At 39.5% G+C, this 18,120-nt stretch carries 12 protein-coding genes; 1 reads left to right on the top strand and 11 read right to left on the bottom strand.

What is annotated here, in order from left to right; translation table 11 throughout:
- Positions 1 to 183: 183 nt before the first annotated feature.
- The 3 genes from ftsX to ACR65M_RS05140 all read right to left on the bottom strand — a co-directional run bounded on the left by ftsX (position 184) and on the right by ACR65M_RS05140 (position 3,027).
- The gene (gene ftsX, locus ACR65M_RS05150) at positions 184 to 1,077 is read right to left on the bottom strand and encodes a permease-like cell division protein FtsX (RefSeq protein WP_341332925.1); all 894 of its coding nucleotides are present in this window, start codon (positions 1,075 to 1,077) and stop codon (positions 184 to 186) included.
- Positions 1,067 to 1,753, bottom strand: a complete 687-nt coding sequence (gene ftsE / locus ACR65M_RS05145; RefSeq protein ID WP_341332926.1) for a cell division ATP-binding protein FtsE — start codon at positions 1,751 to 1,753, stop codon at positions 1,067 to 1,069. The genes ftsX and ftsE overlap by 11 nt, the downstream gene beginning before the upstream one ends.
- A 293-nt stretch (positions 1,754 to 2,046) precedes the next feature.
- Entirely contained in the window at positions 2,047 to 3,027 is a 981-nt protein-coding gene (locus ACR65M_RS05140) for a nuclease-related domain-containing protein (protein WP_440272741.1), read from the bottom strand.
- A gap of 86 nt (positions 3,028 to 3,113) precedes the next feature.
- On the opposite strand from ACR65M_RS05140, the gene ACR65M_RS05135 reads away from it, so the two are divergent.
- Entirely contained in the window at positions 3,114 to 3,389 is a 276-nt protein-coding gene (locus ACR65M_RS05135; protein WP_440272740.1) for a hypothetical protein, read from the top strand.
- Positions 3,390 to 3,717: 328 nt separating this feature from the next.
- Here ACR65M_RS05135 and cccB read toward each other — a convergent pair whose 3' ends face one another.
- From cccB to ACR65M_RS05095, 8 genes are all read right to left on the bottom strand, one after another.
- Entirely contained in the window at positions 3,718 to 4,059 is a 342-nt protein-coding gene (gene cccB / locus ACR65M_RS05130) for a cytochrome c551 (RefSeq protein WP_121445819.1), read from the bottom strand.
- Positions 4,060 to 4,114: 55 nt separating this feature from the next.
- Positions 4,115 to 4,981 (bottom strand): YitT family protein, encoded by an 867-nt coding sequence (locus ACR65M_RS05125; protein ID WP_440272739.1) that lies wholly within the window; start codon positions 4,979 to 4,981, stop codon positions 4,115 to 4,117.
- 221 nt (positions 4,982 to 5,202) lie between these two features.
- Complete coding sequence (locus ACR65M_RS05120) at positions 5,203 to 8,961, bottom strand: lamin tail domain-containing metallophosphoesterase family protein (protein ID WP_440272738.1); 3,759 nt, start codon at positions 8,959 to 8,961, stop codon at positions 5,203 to 5,205.
- A gap of 320 nt (positions 8,962 to 9,281) precedes the next feature.
- Complete coding sequence (locus tag ACR65M_RS05115; RefSeq protein WP_440272737.1) at positions 9,282 to 10,085, bottom strand: YfjC family protein; 804 nt, start codon at positions 10,083 to 10,085, stop codon at positions 9,282 to 9,284.
- Between the two features lie 529 nt (positions 10,086 to 10,614).
- The gene (locus tag ACR65M_RS05110; RefSeq protein WP_341332931.1) at positions 10,615 to 10,773 is read right to left on the bottom strand and encodes a hypothetical protein; all 159 of its coding nucleotides are present in this window, start codon (positions 10,771 to 10,773) and stop codon (positions 10,615 to 10,617) included.
- A gap of 55 nt (positions 10,774 to 10,828) precedes the next feature.
- On the bottom strand, positions 10,829 to 11,170 hold the full coding sequence (locus ACR65M_RS05105; RefSeq protein ID WP_440272736.1) for a hypothetical protein: 342 nt from the start codon (positions 11,168 to 11,170) through the stop codon (positions 10,829 to 10,831).
- A 23-nt stretch (positions 11,171 to 11,193) separates the two neighbouring features.
- On the bottom strand, positions 11,194 to 12,426 hold the full coding sequence (locus tag ACR65M_RS05100) for a hypothetical protein (protein WP_440272735.1): 1,233 nt from the start codon (positions 12,424 to 12,426) through the stop codon (positions 11,194 to 11,196).
- A gap of 257 nt (positions 12,427 to 12,683) precedes the next feature.
- On the bottom strand, positions 12,684 to 18,059 hold the full coding sequence (locus ACR65M_RS05095; protein WP_440272743.1) for an Ig-like domain-containing protein: 5,376 nt from the start codon (positions 18,057 to 18,059) through the stop codon (positions 12,684 to 12,686).
- Positions 18,060 to 18,120 lie beyond the last annotated feature (61 nt).

Raw genomic sequence — 18,120 nt, 5'->3', positions numbered from 1 at the left:
ATAATGTCACAATACTTATCTCAAGTATTGCCATTTTGGAGGTGTTTTATATTGTCTCACTATTTTAGGTTAGTCCAAAGCGCACCTTAGCAGATGCGCTTTTTTAGTTCGTGTTCAAAAAGAAGGATGAAAAGGAACGAGAAATTAGATGTTTCATTTTCACAGGACTTTCTGAACATCATCTTATACTTTTAAGAACTTACGGACAGACATTAAGCTTCCCCAAACCCCAATGAACGCACCAATTAACAGTAAGAGTGCAGTTACTTGGAAAGCAAATGGATTAAATGGCAATAGCTCTAGGAATGTTCCGTTTAATTGTGGTTGAATCATGTCATATAAGTAATTATAGAATCCTAGGATTATTCCAATAGGAATCAAAGAACCAAGAACTCCAAGGAATAGTCCTTCTAGGAAAAACGGCCAGCGAATAAACCAGTTCGTTGCTCCTACTAGCTTCATAATCTCGATTTCTCTTCTTCTCGCAAAGATCGTAATTTTAATTGTATTTGAAATTAAGAACATCGCTGTAAAAAGAAGCCCGATGATCAATCCGATTCCAACGTTTCGTGAAACACCAACTGTACTGAAAATCTTTTCAACTTTTCCTTTTCCGTAGTTCACACTGTAAACATACTCCATTTTTTCAACTTTATCAGCAACCGCCATAATCTCTTGAGGTTTTTTCGTTTCTACGATAAACACATCATGAAGTGGATTACTTTGTTCGTATAAAGCAAAAACTTTTCCATCTTCTCCAAAGCTATCAATCATCTTTTCTAACTCTTGATCCTTTGATGAGAAGGTGACAGTTGCAACCTCAGGAATTTTTACAATTTCTGCTTTCAAGGCTTCCTGCTGTTCTTTTGTTGAGGTTAGTTCCGTGTGAACACTGATACGAACATCTTTTTCAAGTGATGTCGCCATGCTGTTCAGATTCATCATGATGACTAAAAATACACCTACTAGGAGTAGTGTAACGGTAACGGCGCTGACAGATGCAAATGTCATCCATCCGTTTCGCCCTAAGTTTTTTGTACTTTCACGTAAATGACGGCGGAGTGTGTTAAGCTTCATAACCGTACTCCCCCTTTACCTCGTCACGCGCAATTTTTCCACTTTCAATGGCAATTACACGTTTTTTGATCGTATTCACAATTTCACGGTTATGAGTCGCCATTACAATGGTCGTCCCACGGAAATTGATTTCTTCAAAAATGTTCATAATTTCCCAAGACGTCTCTGGATCAAGGTTACCCGTAGGCTCGTCCGCAATAAGCGCACCTGGAGAATTTACGATTGAACGCGCAATCGACACACGTTGCTGTTCCCCACCAGAAAGTTCATCTGGTAAATGTCGTGCTTTGTGTTTAAGACGAACAAGGTCAAGCACATCCATTACACGTTTTTTGATGTTCTTCGGATTTTCTTCGATAACCTCAAGCGCGAACGCCACGTTTTCATAAACCGTTAGACGTGGTAACAGCTTGAAATCTTGGAACACGACGCCAATATTTCTACGTAAAAGAGGAACCTTCTTTTCTTTTAGTTTAGCAAGATCAATCCCGTTAATGATGATTGAACCTTTTGTCGGCTTCTCTTCACGATACATCATCTTAATGAACGTCGACTTCCCCGCACCACTCGGACCAACGACATACACGAACTCACCTTGATCAATTTTTACATTTATTCCATTAACGGCCATGACACCATTCGGATACTTTTTAAAAACGTCTTTCATTTCTATCATTGCTAATCACCTATCATCGTTTTTTTATCCCTCGTTTAACCGGAAGTAAGAACCCCACCGATCTCAGTGGGGATTATATTTTTCTTGTTTAGTAATCTATTTATATTATAATGTAAGCGCTTATGTCCATATAGACATACTTGTGCTTCTATTGAACTATGCAACTAGAAATTATAAGCCAAAATGAGGATAATTTCATTACTTTTTTCATTATAACATCATTTTTCGTCAAAATACGACTCAATTTTATTACATTTTTATTTCATACTAGTTAATGTTTGATGGGATAGGGGTTAGCTGGTGGGGTGTAAATATTGGAATTGGGGCAAACGGTACATCCTTCCTTTTTTCTCTCCTACATACTCGAGATTCATAGTTTTTATCAATCGAAAGACAAATTTACTTGATGGGATTTGTAAAAAATCACGTATTTCCTCGTTCGTAAATACTGGTTTTATGAGCAAGCTATAATCCTGAAGTGCTTGAATAAACGCATCTTGAGATTTCGTATAACAATTATCACAATACCAATAGCCTCTTTTTCTTTCAATCGGGAGAGCGGAACATTTTGGACAATGAACCCCTCTTAAAATTTCAGTTTGAGAGATAGAAAACTGTACTAGTGGGTCAGGCTTTTTAGGGGTATCGTGTTTTTCAATGGTCCCCGCTATTCTCTTCATTTCCTTCATTGTCAACGATTCTTTCGTATGTCTATTTTGAAATTTTTCAAATGTAAATGGGAGATTTGCACTATGCATTACTTTTGTGAAGATACTTGGTCTTGACGCTTTAATGATTGTCTTTGGATCACTGATAATGACTAAATGTTCGATGGGCAATAGCGGTAACTTCCTTTGAGTGAGCCAGTTTTTGAATTGGCGGGAATGTCGGAGCGATTGCAAAATTGGATTATGCATACCCTCTTCTTCATTGTTCAAGGTTCGTATCATTTGATTAGAATCATCTTCAAAATATAAAGTTCCTGTTATATTTTTGATTTCTAGGATTAGATAAAAATAAGGTGTAATTATGAGGGTGTCAATTTGGAAGAAGCTTTTGCCATCTGTAAGTCTGATATCGTGCAAAATGAGGAATTCGGGTGTGTCGATGAGCTCCAAATAATAATTTAACGAAAGTTCTCCCCGGTAACCCTTCTTTCTTTTGACTAATTCGACTTGAATTTGTGGTCTTTTGGGATGATCTTGCGGGATTCTCTGTAATAATGCTTCAAGGATTAAAATAATAATTGGAACTGTACGCACTTTTCTTATCAAATACATCTACTCCTTTCATTTTTATTGGGTATTCGACATTTTTTTCGCCTTTCCTGCAATTTTGATAAAAATATTTCACCTGGTCAATGGAGAAAGTTTTAGATATCGGACATAACACTATTTTGTCCATATTAAAAGCCTTCCGGTACATCCGGAAGGCAGACTATCTAATTAGATTCTTCGATATCGGACAAAACTTTGATTTTATCGGACATTGTCGCCGGGATATCGGACATTCATCCACATTTATCGGACACAACTCTGAAGATATCGGACATTCTCCACTTTTTATCGGACATTACACTATTTTCGGCCATATTAAAAGCCCTCCGGTTCACCCGGAAGGCAGACTATCTAATTAGGTTCTTCGATATCGGACGAAGTTTTGATTTTATCGGACATTGTTGCCGTGATATCGGACATTCATCCACATTTATCGGACATTACACTCTTTTTGGACATATTAAAAGCCTTCCGGTACATCCGGAAGGCAGACTATCTAATTAGGTTTTTCGATATCGGACAAAATTTTGATTTTATCGGACATTGTCGCCGGGATATCGGACATTCATCCATATTTATCGGACACAACTCTGAATATATCGGACTTTCCCCACTTTTTATCGGACATAACTCTATTTCGGCAAAATTAAAAGCCTTCCGGTACATCCGGAAGGCCTGACATTCTACTTATTTTTTCTCAGCTAACCAAGCAGCTACTGCGTCTTTTTCTTCACCTTTAATGATGCCACCAGGCATTGCGCCTTGACCATTTTCGATGATTCCAGCAATTTCATCTTGGCTGTATTTAGATCCAACCTTTGTTAGGTCAGGACCTGCTCCACCTGACAAGTCTTTTCCGTGACAAGATGCACAGTTTTGTTGAAAGATTTCTTCAGCGTTAACGGTAGCTTCTCCACCGCCATTATCACTTGCTGGTGCTTCTCCTGCATTGTCGTCCCCACCGCCACATGCAGCTAAAGCGAAAACAAGTGATGATCCTAATAGAAAACTAAATAGCTTACGTTTCACAGAATTTACCCCCTGTAATAAATTTTTCCATTATACAATTTTTATTATACCCCTTTTACGCTCTTTTAAAACCCTCTCCTAATACCTCTGAAGCGTCCATTACGACGACAAATGCAGATGTATCAACGCTTTGAACCACTTGTTTCAATTTTGTGAACTCTTTTTGATCGACTACACACATGAGCATCGGTCGCTCATCGTCCGTGTAACCCCCATATCCAGAGAGCTTTGTCACACCTCTATCCAGTTTGTCAAAAATCTCCTGTCGCACTTCGTCCTGACGGTTCGTAATAATGAGAGCCATTTTCGAATTACCTAGACCTACCTGTACCAAATCAATCGTTTTACTTGTAACGAAAAGTCCAATTAACGCATAGAGCCCACTCTCAATATCGAACACAATTGCCGCGGTCAGAACAATCAAGCCGTCAATAAAAGCAACACTTTTGCCAAGAGAGATTCCTGTAAACTTATGAACAATCTGAGCGGCGAGGTCTGTCCCACCTGTCGACGCATTGCCGCGGAAAGTAATACCGAGTCCCAAACCTACTCCAATTCCTCCAAATAAAGCACCAAGCAATGGATCGAATGTTGCGGGTTCCAGATTTCTAGAAAGATAAACAACAAATGGTAAAAAAAGAGTGCCAATTAACGTCCGTGCACCATACACCTTCCCTAGAAAAATGATCCCTGCAATGAATAATGGGATATTAAATGCCCACTGGACATAGGCTGCTTCCCAACCGAAAAGGGAGTTCAGGATGGTACTAATCCCGCTCACACCACCAGATGCCACCTTGTTCGGTAGTAGAAACAGATTAAACGATAGAGCCACTGTGGCCGAACCTAGTAGTATGTATATGAATTCCTTTACCTTTTGAAGTGTTGGGTGAACTTCGTGCTGACGTCTTCTTCTATTCATGAAACTACCCCCGTATACAATCCTAGCAATTAGCTTCATTTTAAATAATAGATGCCTCTTGCCTTGCCTAATTACGCCAAAATAACCTTTGGAAGTATAACACGGCTTCAAAAGCAAGTAAACGCCAGCAAAATAACGTGGTAAAGCAACAAAATATACACCTACATCATTAGTTTGTAACGATAAATAAATTATTATTACAAAATAATGATTCTTCCCAACTACTCGCTTGAATTTTTACGAAATGTCCAAATATCTGAGACTACCCGTCCTGTAAATTTATCTTCAACCACAGTATACCACGAGTATGAACGGTCATTTTCAAGCCCCGTCCACAAGGCCTTTGCGGTTTTACCACTTTTCGCCTTATCAGTCCCGATTACCCTGTCTGTATAAACATTGACCGTAAAGTAATCAGTTGCGACCCGCTTCGTGACTGGTGCTAAATCCATTTCAATTACAAATTGGTCTTTCTGCGGATAAATATCTAGGTCATAAAAATTATAGTCATCCATATAAGGTGAGTATGTTTTAACCAAAATGCGATTGTTATCTTGGTCAAAATGCAGGAGCCTCATATAGCCTTGGCCACCTTCTGGACCTGCTTGATAATCGGCCAACATTTGCGTAACGGTGCGATCTGGATTACCATCACCATCATCATCAATTTCATCGATAAAGGTTTGTGCTTCATGATAATGACCGCTCAATACCGCCATGACATTTTTGTTTGGTACGACAATTTCATTATAGAGTTTATCTCCCATCGGATGTCTCGTACCTGTCGCAAGTAAATATTCATGAAAGCTTAAAATCGCTTTGCGATCCGGATAGGCTGCAAGCACCTTATTGACCCACTCTATACCTTCATCCGTTACGTCCCAGCCAAGGTAGACCATGATAAAATCATTGCCACCTACCGAAATTAAATCGTAGTGCCCACGATTATTTCGGTACGAACCACCATAATATGGCTTATTGTTAAAACGGTCCTTCCCAAAATAACGATAGAACTCGGAATAATCATTATTCACCTGGTCAACGTCATGGTTCCCGGCTAACACACCGTATGGAATGTTGTTCTCATCCAACACCTTCATATACTTATCCGCATTTCGCCACTGCTTCTTTTTCCTCGATTGATTGACCAAATCACCGGTATGAAACACATATTTGATACCTAGCTTTTTCTTCATTTTTGCAATCCATTCCGTTTGTTCCTTAAAAATCTCCGGATAGCTCTCAGCGTAAAATTGGGTGTCGGACATCCAGACGAAGGTGTAATCAAATTCTTCAGCAATTTCGTCTTGAATCAGGACATTGATTTTCGAATCAAGTACATAGTTACGGACCGACACATCAGAAGCAAGTTTAAAATCTTTTGAGCCTGCTATCTTAAAATCAAGCAAAACCCATTTTCCCTCATTATGATTCCATGCGTACATCGAAACTTTTCGACCTTCAAGTGAATTCCCTTTCCATAAAAGCTCAACCCTGTCATTGTCACCGAGAAACTCATCAACCGTGACATCAAAACGGTGGTACGGGAATTTTGTGTCAGAATCCGTAACTAAATAGCGGCCATCTGCTTTTGAAACGAGTGAGATGTCTTCTGTTGTGAAAGCATCCTCTCCTTCTGGAAGCATCCTTTTAGGTGGCTCAAGCTCAGTCGCATTTTTAAATCCTTTCACACTTGAATTTATGTCATGCTTGTAGGCTTCATAAAAGGTAACATCAAGCTTATCCTTTGTTGGATCTTTCACCTTCACTTGTAAAAGTGGATCCCCTTCACTCTTTCCCTTCGGAGAAATGCGCTCTGGTTTTTTTGGGTTTTCATTCACCACTTTAAAATAGAAAACATCCTTTGTTTCATTTCCTACTTTGTCAATCGCATGTACTTTGAGCTTATGTTTACCTGGTTTAAGCTTTGCGGACGATGTTTCAAACGGAACCTCAATTACTTCTCCATCCAAGATTACCGTCTTTTTTTCAATACCAGAAAGCTTATCCCTCACGTCAATATTAATTGTAAAGGCCCCTTTGTATGGTTTATTTTTCAGATTTGTATTGACAGTTGGGGCCCTATTATCGACCAAAACTTGTGAACGAACCATTTTGTCACCAGCCTGTACTGTGACGTTATGTTTTTTGTCGTGCACCTCGGTTGTGTTCCATTTATAGGTGAACGAACGGGCCTCTTTTTCCGTAATCGTAAAGGTAAAATCGACATGCTTACGCTGATCCCCCATGTTCAAGATGCGATTTGGGTCGTTGTAAATCGGATCTTTGATCACCGTTCCATCGCCTAGAATGAGTCGAACGTTTCGCAATTGAAAGTCATCGCGATTTTCCCTCGACCAAAGTTCAAACGGCGAAGCTTTGTTTCCAGAACGAATCGTGATTGTTGTGTTGCCTACGGGAAGTCGCTCAGGCTCAATTGGAATCGTGAATGTCTTCCATTTCGTAAGCCAATCCTGGTCCATCACATGTAATACTTCCTTGCCCATCGTGACAGCATTTTGAAAATACGTATTCAACCCATTTACCTCAAACGCAAAATAGGCGGTGTGTTCAAGTGAACGATAGATGCCTTCCTGAACCTCATTTCCGTTAATCATCAGCTTCAAATGCGTATTTTCTTCTGAAGTAGCCTTGATTATTTTCTCTCCCCGAAGCATTTCTTCATTTTTCAGATTGAGTCGTAGACTTGAGTGGTCAAGTTCATTCTTGATGTTAACCCGATAAGTCTCACTTTTCACCTCATTGCTTCCATCGGAAACGACATAGTAATAATCGATATACTCGCGGCCAATTAATGCTGGTGCATCAATCGTGTGATGAAACAGTAAATCATCGTAATTCTCATGTAAAATGACTTCATCGAACTCGTTATCCCGGTCGATTTTATAATGTAATTTAACAGATTTAACGGTATGGTCGTCTGTAGCTTTTGCGATGAGCTCCAGGTTGTCTTTTTGATTGACTTCAGAATTTAATGTTAAATCCTCAATACTCGGTGGGACAGAATCTTCCTCAATATGAACACGCTTTTTCGGTACCTGGTAGCTTTCTACCTTACCAGGAGTCGCATCCTTTGTGCCGATTCTTTTAGAGACCGTGGATTTGTTGGTTGGATATCGGTATATAATTGCCTTGTCAACTTCTGTCTTGTTATAGTATGCAACTGAAATTTCACGATGCGTATTCGTTCCAATCACGACACCCCGCATGCTTTTGTTTGCCATACCGCCACTGTAAACCCGCACAATATCCTGATTTTCCTTCAAGTTAGTTCCATAATGTGCATTAAAATCCTCCACCGTCTGCTCGCTATTTTCGCCATTGATGATCCAGAGCACAAGTGTTTTGCGGGCAGGAATGAACACATTCTCTTTTACAGAAGGCCACATCACATCTGTTCGGGGATTCTTTCCATATCGATAGTAGAGTTTATAATCCTTAAAGTTGATTGCTTTGTTGTTGTTATTGTAGATTTCTACAAATTCAAATCCATCTGCACTGCCCACATTCGTTGAGTCTGGAAGAACCTCCGTCACAAGCAGCTGAGGCATTTTGGTATAATCGATTTCTTTTTGAATAACTTGTATGGTGTTCTCGTCCGTTTTTTCCGTATTGGTTCCGTCACTTGCCTCGATATAATAAGTGATTTCATCATATACGTGAAAGCCCGGGATTTCGGCAATGTATGTTTTTTCCTCGTTCAATTGCATCGGGATTGCTTTGAAGTCATCTGAGTTACCTGTCTTATAAAAAAGTGTTACATGTTGAATGGTGGTGTCATCCGTTACACCAGCCTTTATTTTGATGGGTAATAGCGGCTCACTTGTTGTTTTCGGATTATGTGTGATGACAGGTGAATGTGTGTCCCGTTGTGCAACTACCATGTCTGGGCTTACTGTAGTTGTTAAAAGTAGTAAGAATAGAACAGCTATTTTCAGCACGTGTTGCCAAAAAATCATACAGCATACCCTCCAGAATTATTTTCCAATCTTAGTTTGCCAATTGCTTATAAAATGATGTATTAACTAGAATGAAATAAGCAAAAAGGACTAGATTCTGGATAAAAAAAAGACGACTTATGAAAGTCATCTTAATCAGATACGCCAAGGCGTATCTGCGCCCAGATTTTTTCGCGCGCCCACGCGAAAAACTTCTTTTGAAAATCTGTGGCATCCGCCGGAGGCTTTAACTTTATTCAAATAAGGTTAAAACAACACTTAATATAATTCCTAGCACTTATCCTAGTTACAACATCTAGGGGAAATAGTCCTGAATAAAGTTATACTTCAATAGCGGCTGCCACGGTGCCTACTGCATCGAGCATTTCGTGCCATTCCTCGTATGTATTTAGTTTAATGTGGACTGGATTTTTAACATCCTCTTTATATTCCACAATCCACATTCCTTTTTTGGATGGTAAAAAGAAGACGATGTTCGCGAGTAGAAAATCACCTTCAATGTTCGGAATCTCGAAGTGTGAAATATTATAAAGTGACCATTCTTGCTCTTCTAGATCCTCAATGAATAAATTGAAGCTCTGTTCCTCAGTCGGTGTTAACTTTGCTTTCTTCCGGACCTTCTCTGTTTTTGACTGGTCACTTAGCCAATCGAATAATTTGTCTGTGAGGAAGAATTCGTGTGTCCCCTCGATTTTTGTACCTTCGAACGAATAAAAGTCTTTGATCACCGTTGGAATTTCATCATTTGATAATAATGCAAATTCATGCATGATGTCTTCTGCGATGACATGGGCAAGCCAGATATCTTCTTCGAAATGGTGGATCATTAATACGTTTCGCCCCATCATATTCGAGCAACGGATCATCCATTTGGATTCTACGTATTGCTTGATAAAAATTTGCATTTCTTCGCTAAGTGGATGCTCATCCTCACCTGTTTTATTTGGGTCCCATAAGGACTTGATTACCAACTGGTGGATCGTGGATTCCATGATGGCGTCCCATTCTTCAGGAGACTTCTCTCCGTACGAAGCTTCTGCAATACCTTTGGCAACAGTTGGGTATCCACACACTGTAACCAATAATGCCAATTCCTCCGTCGTACATGTTAAAGCATGGTTCATGACGGGTACCTCCTTTGTTTTTTGAATGCTATGTTGTAGTTTAATTTATGGTGTCTAGCGGTTTCTTTGTTTTGTACCGTCATCCCTTTAGGTGCTTAGTGAGTGGGGGACGATTACGATTGAGGGATTTTCTTACCCTCAATCCCTCGATTGCTTGACTGTGAGGGTACGAGTACGACCTTTTCTTACCCTCGACCACTCGAGCGCTTGATTGTGAGGGTACGAGTACAGCATTTTCTTACCCTCAATCCCTCGCTTGCTTGCCGGTGAGGGTATGATAAACATTTTTTAGCATCACTCAATCAACTTAATTCCTACTAGAAAACGAGGACGTTTTACAGTGTAATCTATAAAAACACTGCATACAGTGCTGCTTTTATAATGTAGTAGATAATCATGAATAGATTTCCCATGACAAGTGTAATGATTAGCATAAGAATTCTCCTAACTAACCATGAATATTTGTTTAGTTTTTTATAAGTAGTTGGTCCTAAGCCAACTAAGAATAGGGTAATAAAGGTGATAAATTTTAGAATTGGATTTTTGTGTTCCTGGAAATACCTAATTCCACATGTTCAACCAGTGCATCCCCTAGTAAAATGGTTAATGCGCTGATACCAACTTGAAGTGAGAGCCACCAGATTAACAAAGTTGTAATTATTTCTATTATTTCTACTGAATTGTTCATAAAAACTCTTCCATTCTATATTAGAAACTTGTCCTCACATCCCCGCCTTGATCATCTATAAAAATACTGCATGCAGCGCAATTTTAATAATATAGTAGATAAGCATAAACAGAAGTCCCAAAACGAGTGTAATGACTAACATGAACAGTCTCCGCACAATCCATGAAAATCGGTCTAGCTTTTTGTAAATGAGTGGACCTATTCCAAATAAGAATAAGACAATAAAGGTAAAAAATTTGAGAAAGGGATTCTTTGTGTTTCTAAAAACCCCTGTTTCTACGTGTTCCACCATCACATTTCCTAGCAAAAACGTAACTATACATACGACGAACTGAAGTGTTAACCAAGCACCTATAACAGTAGTGATTAATTCAATTATTTCTGCAGTACTATACATAATTTTCATCCTTCAATTTTGATTTAGTCAAACCAACTACTAACAGATTTGAAGACTGATTTCCCAAAATCCTCAACTGCTCCACCAATCTTTTTACCAACATCCTCTGCAAATCCAGCTGCTTTCTGACCAAAATCCTTTATTTGATCACCATACTTAGAGCTGACAAATCCACCTACTAGTCCTCCAACAGCTCCACCAACTACGATTCCCACAGGGCCACCGAAGCTTCCAATCATAGCGCCAAGCTTCGCACCACCTGCGATTGCAACCATATCTGCTCCAACTCCTGCACCAAATCGGCCAAATTTTTCAGTCATTGATAAATTGGCGTTTTTGGGGTCTACAAACTCTGTTGCATTCGCCCCTACAGAGATGACCTGACTCAAAATTGGTATTCTCTTTGCAACACTTGTAAATCCTCTTGCATTAGCTAAGCTCTTCGCTACGTCTTTCGAGCCAATTGTAATACGCTCTTGGAAACGCCCCATTAATGTTGAGCCATGCATGGCTGCATTTACATTTTTCGAAAAACCTGCAGCATGCTTTAATAGAGCAGCTGGCCCATTATAGGAGCTGACGAAGGAATGTATGGTTCTTGTAACAGCATTCGAAGGTGTGGACCTTGAAAAATTATGGATATACCTTGCTATTTTCGAACTATAGCCACCTCGACTCGTCCAGGAAGGCTTTGCAGTTACAGTGAATTTATATCGACCGCGAAATTTTTGCCATATGTTAGGCTTTCCACCAATATAGTTTATTTTTAAATTGCGCATTAAAAAAGAAGATGTTGCCACAGATAATAACTGTGACCCTACTAATGCGACGTCCCCTGCACTTAACCCTTTATTAACGGAGTCAAAGTAAGAAAGTATTTTATGTGCTAGTGAAGATGTATCCTTGCTTGAGGATTCAACATTTTTACCATTTGCTGGCTGATTTGCCGGGGCCATACCCCGAACTGCCTCCATCGCCATAAACGAGGTGTTTAAATATCGCTCTGTTGACGAATAGCGAGTTACAGCTAAATTTAAAAAAGACTGCAGCTTTCTTACTTTTGCTTCCAATTGATCAATTGAAGAAGTTACCTCTGTTAGTTGCGGCCGGATGGAGGTTCTAGCTAAGATTCGATAATCAATGGAATTTCTGACAGAAGCCACGCCTCCTTCAACCTGTGAAAGTTTTGAGGCTACAGACCCTACCATGGGACTTAATCCGATAACTTGATTCGGTTTAATCGTGATTCTAGACAAAACGATGCCTCCTTTTATTCTATTATAAATCAAATACGACTTGGCGTATTTGCGCCCGGTTTTAGGCCAACACGACGTGGGTCACAAAGACGTTGCCACAGGAAGTGGCGTCCTTAGTCGTTGATCTTACCGCTCGAAAATTCCCTCTAAAAAATCGTGGCATCCGCCGGGGCTTTAACTTTATTCAGCCGGGTTTGCTGAATGAAGTAACTTTCTTTAAAACAGGCATCCGCAAAATGCGAATGCCTACATTTTTGTTACATATCTTTCTCGTCTTTTCTGCGGATGATGGTTCTGCGGAGAGCGACAGCACCTGCTGCTGCAATTCCAACAAGACCTACCATTGCGCCCGCAAATAATGGTTTGTTTTCATAGAACTTTACAAGTACGCTTTTCTCAACGATTTCGAATTCAACGACTTCGTTCATTTCATTACCAGCTTCGTCTTCTGCTAATACTTCCACCTTGTATTTGTTGATATCAGATAGTGTTACGGAAATGACTTTCGTTCCGTTCACATCTTTTACCTCACCATTGAAGAGCTCTCCATTAATCATGACAGACTTGAGTGTATCACTAGGATTATCAAGGCTGATTGAGAGAGTTACAGGGTCACGGTATGTTTCGTTTTTCTTGACTCCATCGACGATGACTTTCGGAGGAGTTTTATCAATAATAAACTCAACACTTAGCTGTTGGATATTCCCTGCTTTGTCCTTCACCTCAAAGAAGAGCACATGCTTTCCTTCTTCCTCAATTGGGTCACCAAGATTATAAGGCTGACCATTCAAGGTTTGTGAGATGATGTCATATGCATTTAAATCCTCAATGAGCAATTCAGGTAGTAAGCTTTCCTTGAAGTACCCTTCAGAAATAGCTTCCTTAAATTTGATCACTGGTGCTGTTTTATCAATCGTAAACACTATTGTTCGGGAAGAAACATTGTTAGCTAAATCATAGATCTTAGCTTTTAAAATGTAATCTCCTTCTTCACTTAGCTGCACCCCATTTACAAATGGGCGTCCATTTAATGTGACACTTGAACGACTTGAATCGAGGTAACGATCCGAGTAGGTCACAGTCGGCATTTGATTGTTATTAAAGAATCCATCAATAACGCCTGTGATATTCAAGTTTGGCTTTGTCGTATCAAGGATAAAGCTGATATCAATTGTTGACTCGTTTCCTGCTTTGTCTCGTGCAAGAACCCTGAAATCGTACTTCATTTCCAATGTAGCCGTTGGAATTCGACCTGTTACATTTGAGCCATTCATTGTTACTGAAACGATGGTGTCCTCACCTTGGTCTAGCGCAAATTCCGGTGTGAATACTTCATTAATATATTCGCCATTCTTGATGACACGGCTTTGACCTTTAAATTTCGGTGTGATGACCGGAGCTGTTTTATCAATTGTAAAAGCAATCTGTCTGCTGAATTGGTTACCCGCTTTGTCAATCGCTTCTACGTTGATCGCATAGTCACCTTCCTGGCTAAAGTTGTGGCTGAGTCGAGCAGTTTGATTCGCTACTCCAAATCCACCAGCGTTATAGCCTCTACCATTTCGAGTCACGGTGATGCGGTTCACATCTAAGTTCACATCACGAATTTCCACGCTCACTGGCTTATCAACGTTATAGTGTGCTGCATTTTCAACACCTGTAATTTCAATTGCTGGCTTTGTCGTGTCAATTGTGAATGTCTTGTTCGCTGTGATTGGACCATTGCCAGCCTTATCTTCAGCGCTAATTGCAATGGTGTACAGGCCATCATCATTAAAATTGTAGCCTAAACTTGAAAGCTTGTTGTTGTTTTTCCAAGTTCCAATATTAAATACTTTGCCGTCCTTTGTTACAGATAGCACTACGTAATTTGTACCAAAGTTCAGTTCATCAACAGAAACAGTTACGCGCTTGCCAGTTGGATTGAAGGATTGGTGGTCAACACCGTCAATTTTTACAACTGGATTTGTTTTGTCAATGATGAATGCAATTTCCTCATGTGTTGTTTTATTACCTGATTTATCCGTTGCGTTGAAGTAGAGCACATAGCTACCTTCTTCTGCAAAATTGTGTTGTAAGCTTGCTTTTGTTCTAGATTGTTGTAGTGCTGGAATCTCATATACCTTGCCGTTCTTTGTTACGCGTAATGAAGTTTTGTCAATGTTCGCATCCGTTACTTCAAATGAAACTGGCTTCGTCACATTGTAATTCGTCATGTGGTCGACACCTGTGATTTTGAGGGTCGGGAAGCTTTCATCAATTGTAAACTTCACTTCTTTTGCGTCCGCAATGTTGCCTGCTGCATCCTTTGAAGTCACCTTAATCACATAGTCACCGTCTTCGTTAAATGGAATCGCAAGACTTGATTCAACACCTTGGTTTTTCCACTCGTACGGTTTATTGTTTACTTTTACTTCTACTTCATTGTTTGCAAAGTTCAGCTCGTTAACCTTGATCGTAGCTGTTTTCTTTTTATCGTAAAATGTTCCGTCTTTTACATTTTCAATCGTGATAACAGGTTTTACGTTATCCACTGTGAATTTGTGTTTTTTCTCCGTTGCTTTGTTACCCGCAAAGTCTACAGAACGAACTGTTACTTCATATTCTCCATCCTCTGGAAAGCTTTGTTTGAACTGATAACCTTTTGCTGTTTCTTTCCACTGGGCATTTTTAACCGGTTTGCCGTTTACAAGGACTTCATTTTTACTTTCGTCAAAATGAAGGTCATTGATGTCTACGATTAACTCATTGTCACCTTTTACAAATCCACCGTTCGGGATATTCCCGCTGATTTGAATTTCAGGTGATGTGCGGTCAATTGTAAAGCCAAGATCCTCAGTGCTTTCAGCGCCAAAGTAGTCCTTTGCTTTTACCTGAACGGAGTAAACTCCTTCGTCTTCAAGTTCAACACTTAGTTCTTGAGTGATTAACCAGACGATTTTTTTCATCCATCCGTCTGTTGGAACCTTGATGTCTTTATCCCCATTTTTCACTGTGATTTCAGGAACAAATGGTGTGTAGTCATCGACAGTAACAGTTAGGCTCACTTTTTTATCATTAAAATACGTACCATCTTTAATCGAGTATTTAATCGCAGGTCCTGTTTTATCGACCGTGAATTTTATAGTTTCTGAGCTTTCGTTTCCTGCTTTATCCGTTGAAACGACGTGAAGCTCGTAAACCCCTTCTTCAGTGAAGGTGTGTTTAGTTGTTGCCATCTTGCCTTCAAGCACAAGTGGGTCAATCTCATATGACTCCCCATTGTACTTAACTGTTGCATTTGACTCACCCATATTTAGATCAGTTACCGTAATGGATACTTCACGATTATCATTGTATCTGCCATCTTCACCGATGTTTGTCACAACAATCTCAGGCTTGATTTTATCGATTGTAAAACGAACTTCTTTTTCTGCTGAGATATTTCCTGCTTCGTCAGTCGACTTTAGTTTTACAACATAAACGCCATCGCCGGTAAATGTATGCTCTGCCTCAGCGTATCGGTTCCTTTGTTTCTTGAATTTGATTTCATCCGTCGGATAAGCCTTACCATCCTTCGTAATAAATAGTTCAATATTGTCTAGGTCGATATGTGAGTCCTCAACCGTAAACTTGACTTCTTTGTCTGTATTCGCGAACTCATTTTCATTTACACCCGTAATATCAACCTCTGGCTTCGAGTTGTCGATAACAAATGTAATCGTTGAAAAATCAGCTTTGTTTCCAGCTTTATCAAAGTAGTCTACATTGAGTTCATAGACACCTTCTTGTTTAAAGCTATGTTTCTCATGTGCCTTTTTACCTTCAAACGTTTCTGATTTCCCATCTTTTGTTACTGTTAAAATGGTCTTGCTATCATCTTTGTTTGTGTCTTTTCCAACAATCTCTATGTCTACTTGGCGGTTGTACTTTTTATTATTTTCAGCGCCAGCAAGTGAAACAGTTGGCTTCGTTTTATCGAGTGTGAAGGTTTTCGTGATTTTGTCTGCAGCATTTCCAAATTGGTCTGTTGCATTTAACTCGATTGTGTATTTTCCTTCAGTTTTAAACGTATGACTTGCTTCAGCCACTGTACCGTTCTGTTTTAATTTGATTTCTTCCGCATAATCGGTATCGTTGTGCTTTACAACAAGTGTTGTTTTCGCTAAATCAAGTGTAAGATCTTCAACTAAAAAACGAACAGTTTGGTTTTCAGGATAATACTTCCCAGTTTCAACTCCTGAAATCTTTAATTCTGGCTTCTTGGTATCAATTGTAAAATTGAGTGCTGGGGATTTTGTTTCGTTCCCTGCTTTATCAAACACACTTAGTTCAACAGAGTATACTCCATCTGTTAAGTTACGTTTTTCAAGAGCTTCTTTTCCAGTGATTGTTTGAACTTTTCCGTTTTTCGTTAGCTTTAAAACGGATTTGTTTTGATCTAAATATGTGTCAGTTGCTGAAATTATGATGTCCTTAGATTCTGTATATTTGCCACCATTTTCAACACCACTAATTGTTAATTCAGGTGCTGTCTTGTCGATAATGATATTTTCATAGGTTCCGAGATCAAACCCAGTTGGTCTCCAATAGTCTGTTATCTTTGCACTAAATTCATATTTTCCTGCTTCAGTAAGAGTATAAGTTGCTGTCTTAGAAGAAAGGGAATTTTTAATTTCCATATCCACAGTCTGTGGCTCGCCGCCATCTTTCGTATAGGTGAGCTTCGCTGACTCGATAAAGAGTGGATTAGTGATAACGATATTTACTCCATCGTTATAAAAATCATTTTCCGTTTTATTTTTAATGGCCAATTGCGCAACTTTGCTGACATTTGCAAAGGAGATGGACTGAGTGTCACTTACGTTTCCAGCCTTATCCTTTGCGGTTACTGTTACTTCATATTTCCCAACTTGGTCAAATGCGATAGAAGCTTTCTTCCCATCCCACTCAGTTGAAGGCGTTTGGAAATCTGAACCATCTTTTTTAACCTTTATATCTACTTTATCTTGTGTAAAGTTATTTTCATTTACATCAATTTGAAGGTTGACTGTATGCTCAAAAAACCCGCCCTCGTATGCACCTGATAGATTAACTATTGGTGCCGTAGTGTCTTTTATTACACTAAAAGTAGAATTGTTTGGTGGATCAACTACCCATGTGTCATCTTTAAAGGTGATTTCCATCGGGATTTCACCATCTTTATGATTGGCACCAGAGATGGTTACTTTATACAGACCTTTAAATCCGCCATCTGTGATTGGGGTAATAGTTGCATTTCCAGGTCCTTTCTTTACTTCTACATCAAAAGGTGACCCACCTTCAGGTACCTCGCCTGCTACTGGAGTTGCCGTTTCCTCAGCTGTTTCAGTTCCGTCAGGATTTTCCGGCTCCTCCGGTGTTTCTTTTGGCTTTAGGTAATTCTCATAGTCCTCACTTAAATCAACCTGGACTTGAAAGGTGTCTCCATTTATGTACCATTCATTTGAGAACTTTTTCCCAATTTCCCATTGTTCATTGTTATATTTTATATACTGCTTTGTTTCAACCTGGGATGATACGTTCAGGCTAAACAGTACTACCGAAAGCACCATAACCAATGCAATCGGTAACCAGAGTACCGATTTGTTTTTTCGGTAGCTTTTTGAAATCATTGCTATCACTTTACTACGCTCCTTTTATTATCAAATGCGCCTTGGCGTATTTGCGCCCGAT

The sequence above is a fragment of the Ferdinandcohnia sp. SAFN-114 genome, from assembly GCF_059415045.1.
Note: the sequence above shows the minus strand (reverse complement) of the source record. Positions and strands in the feature narration are given on the sequence as shown.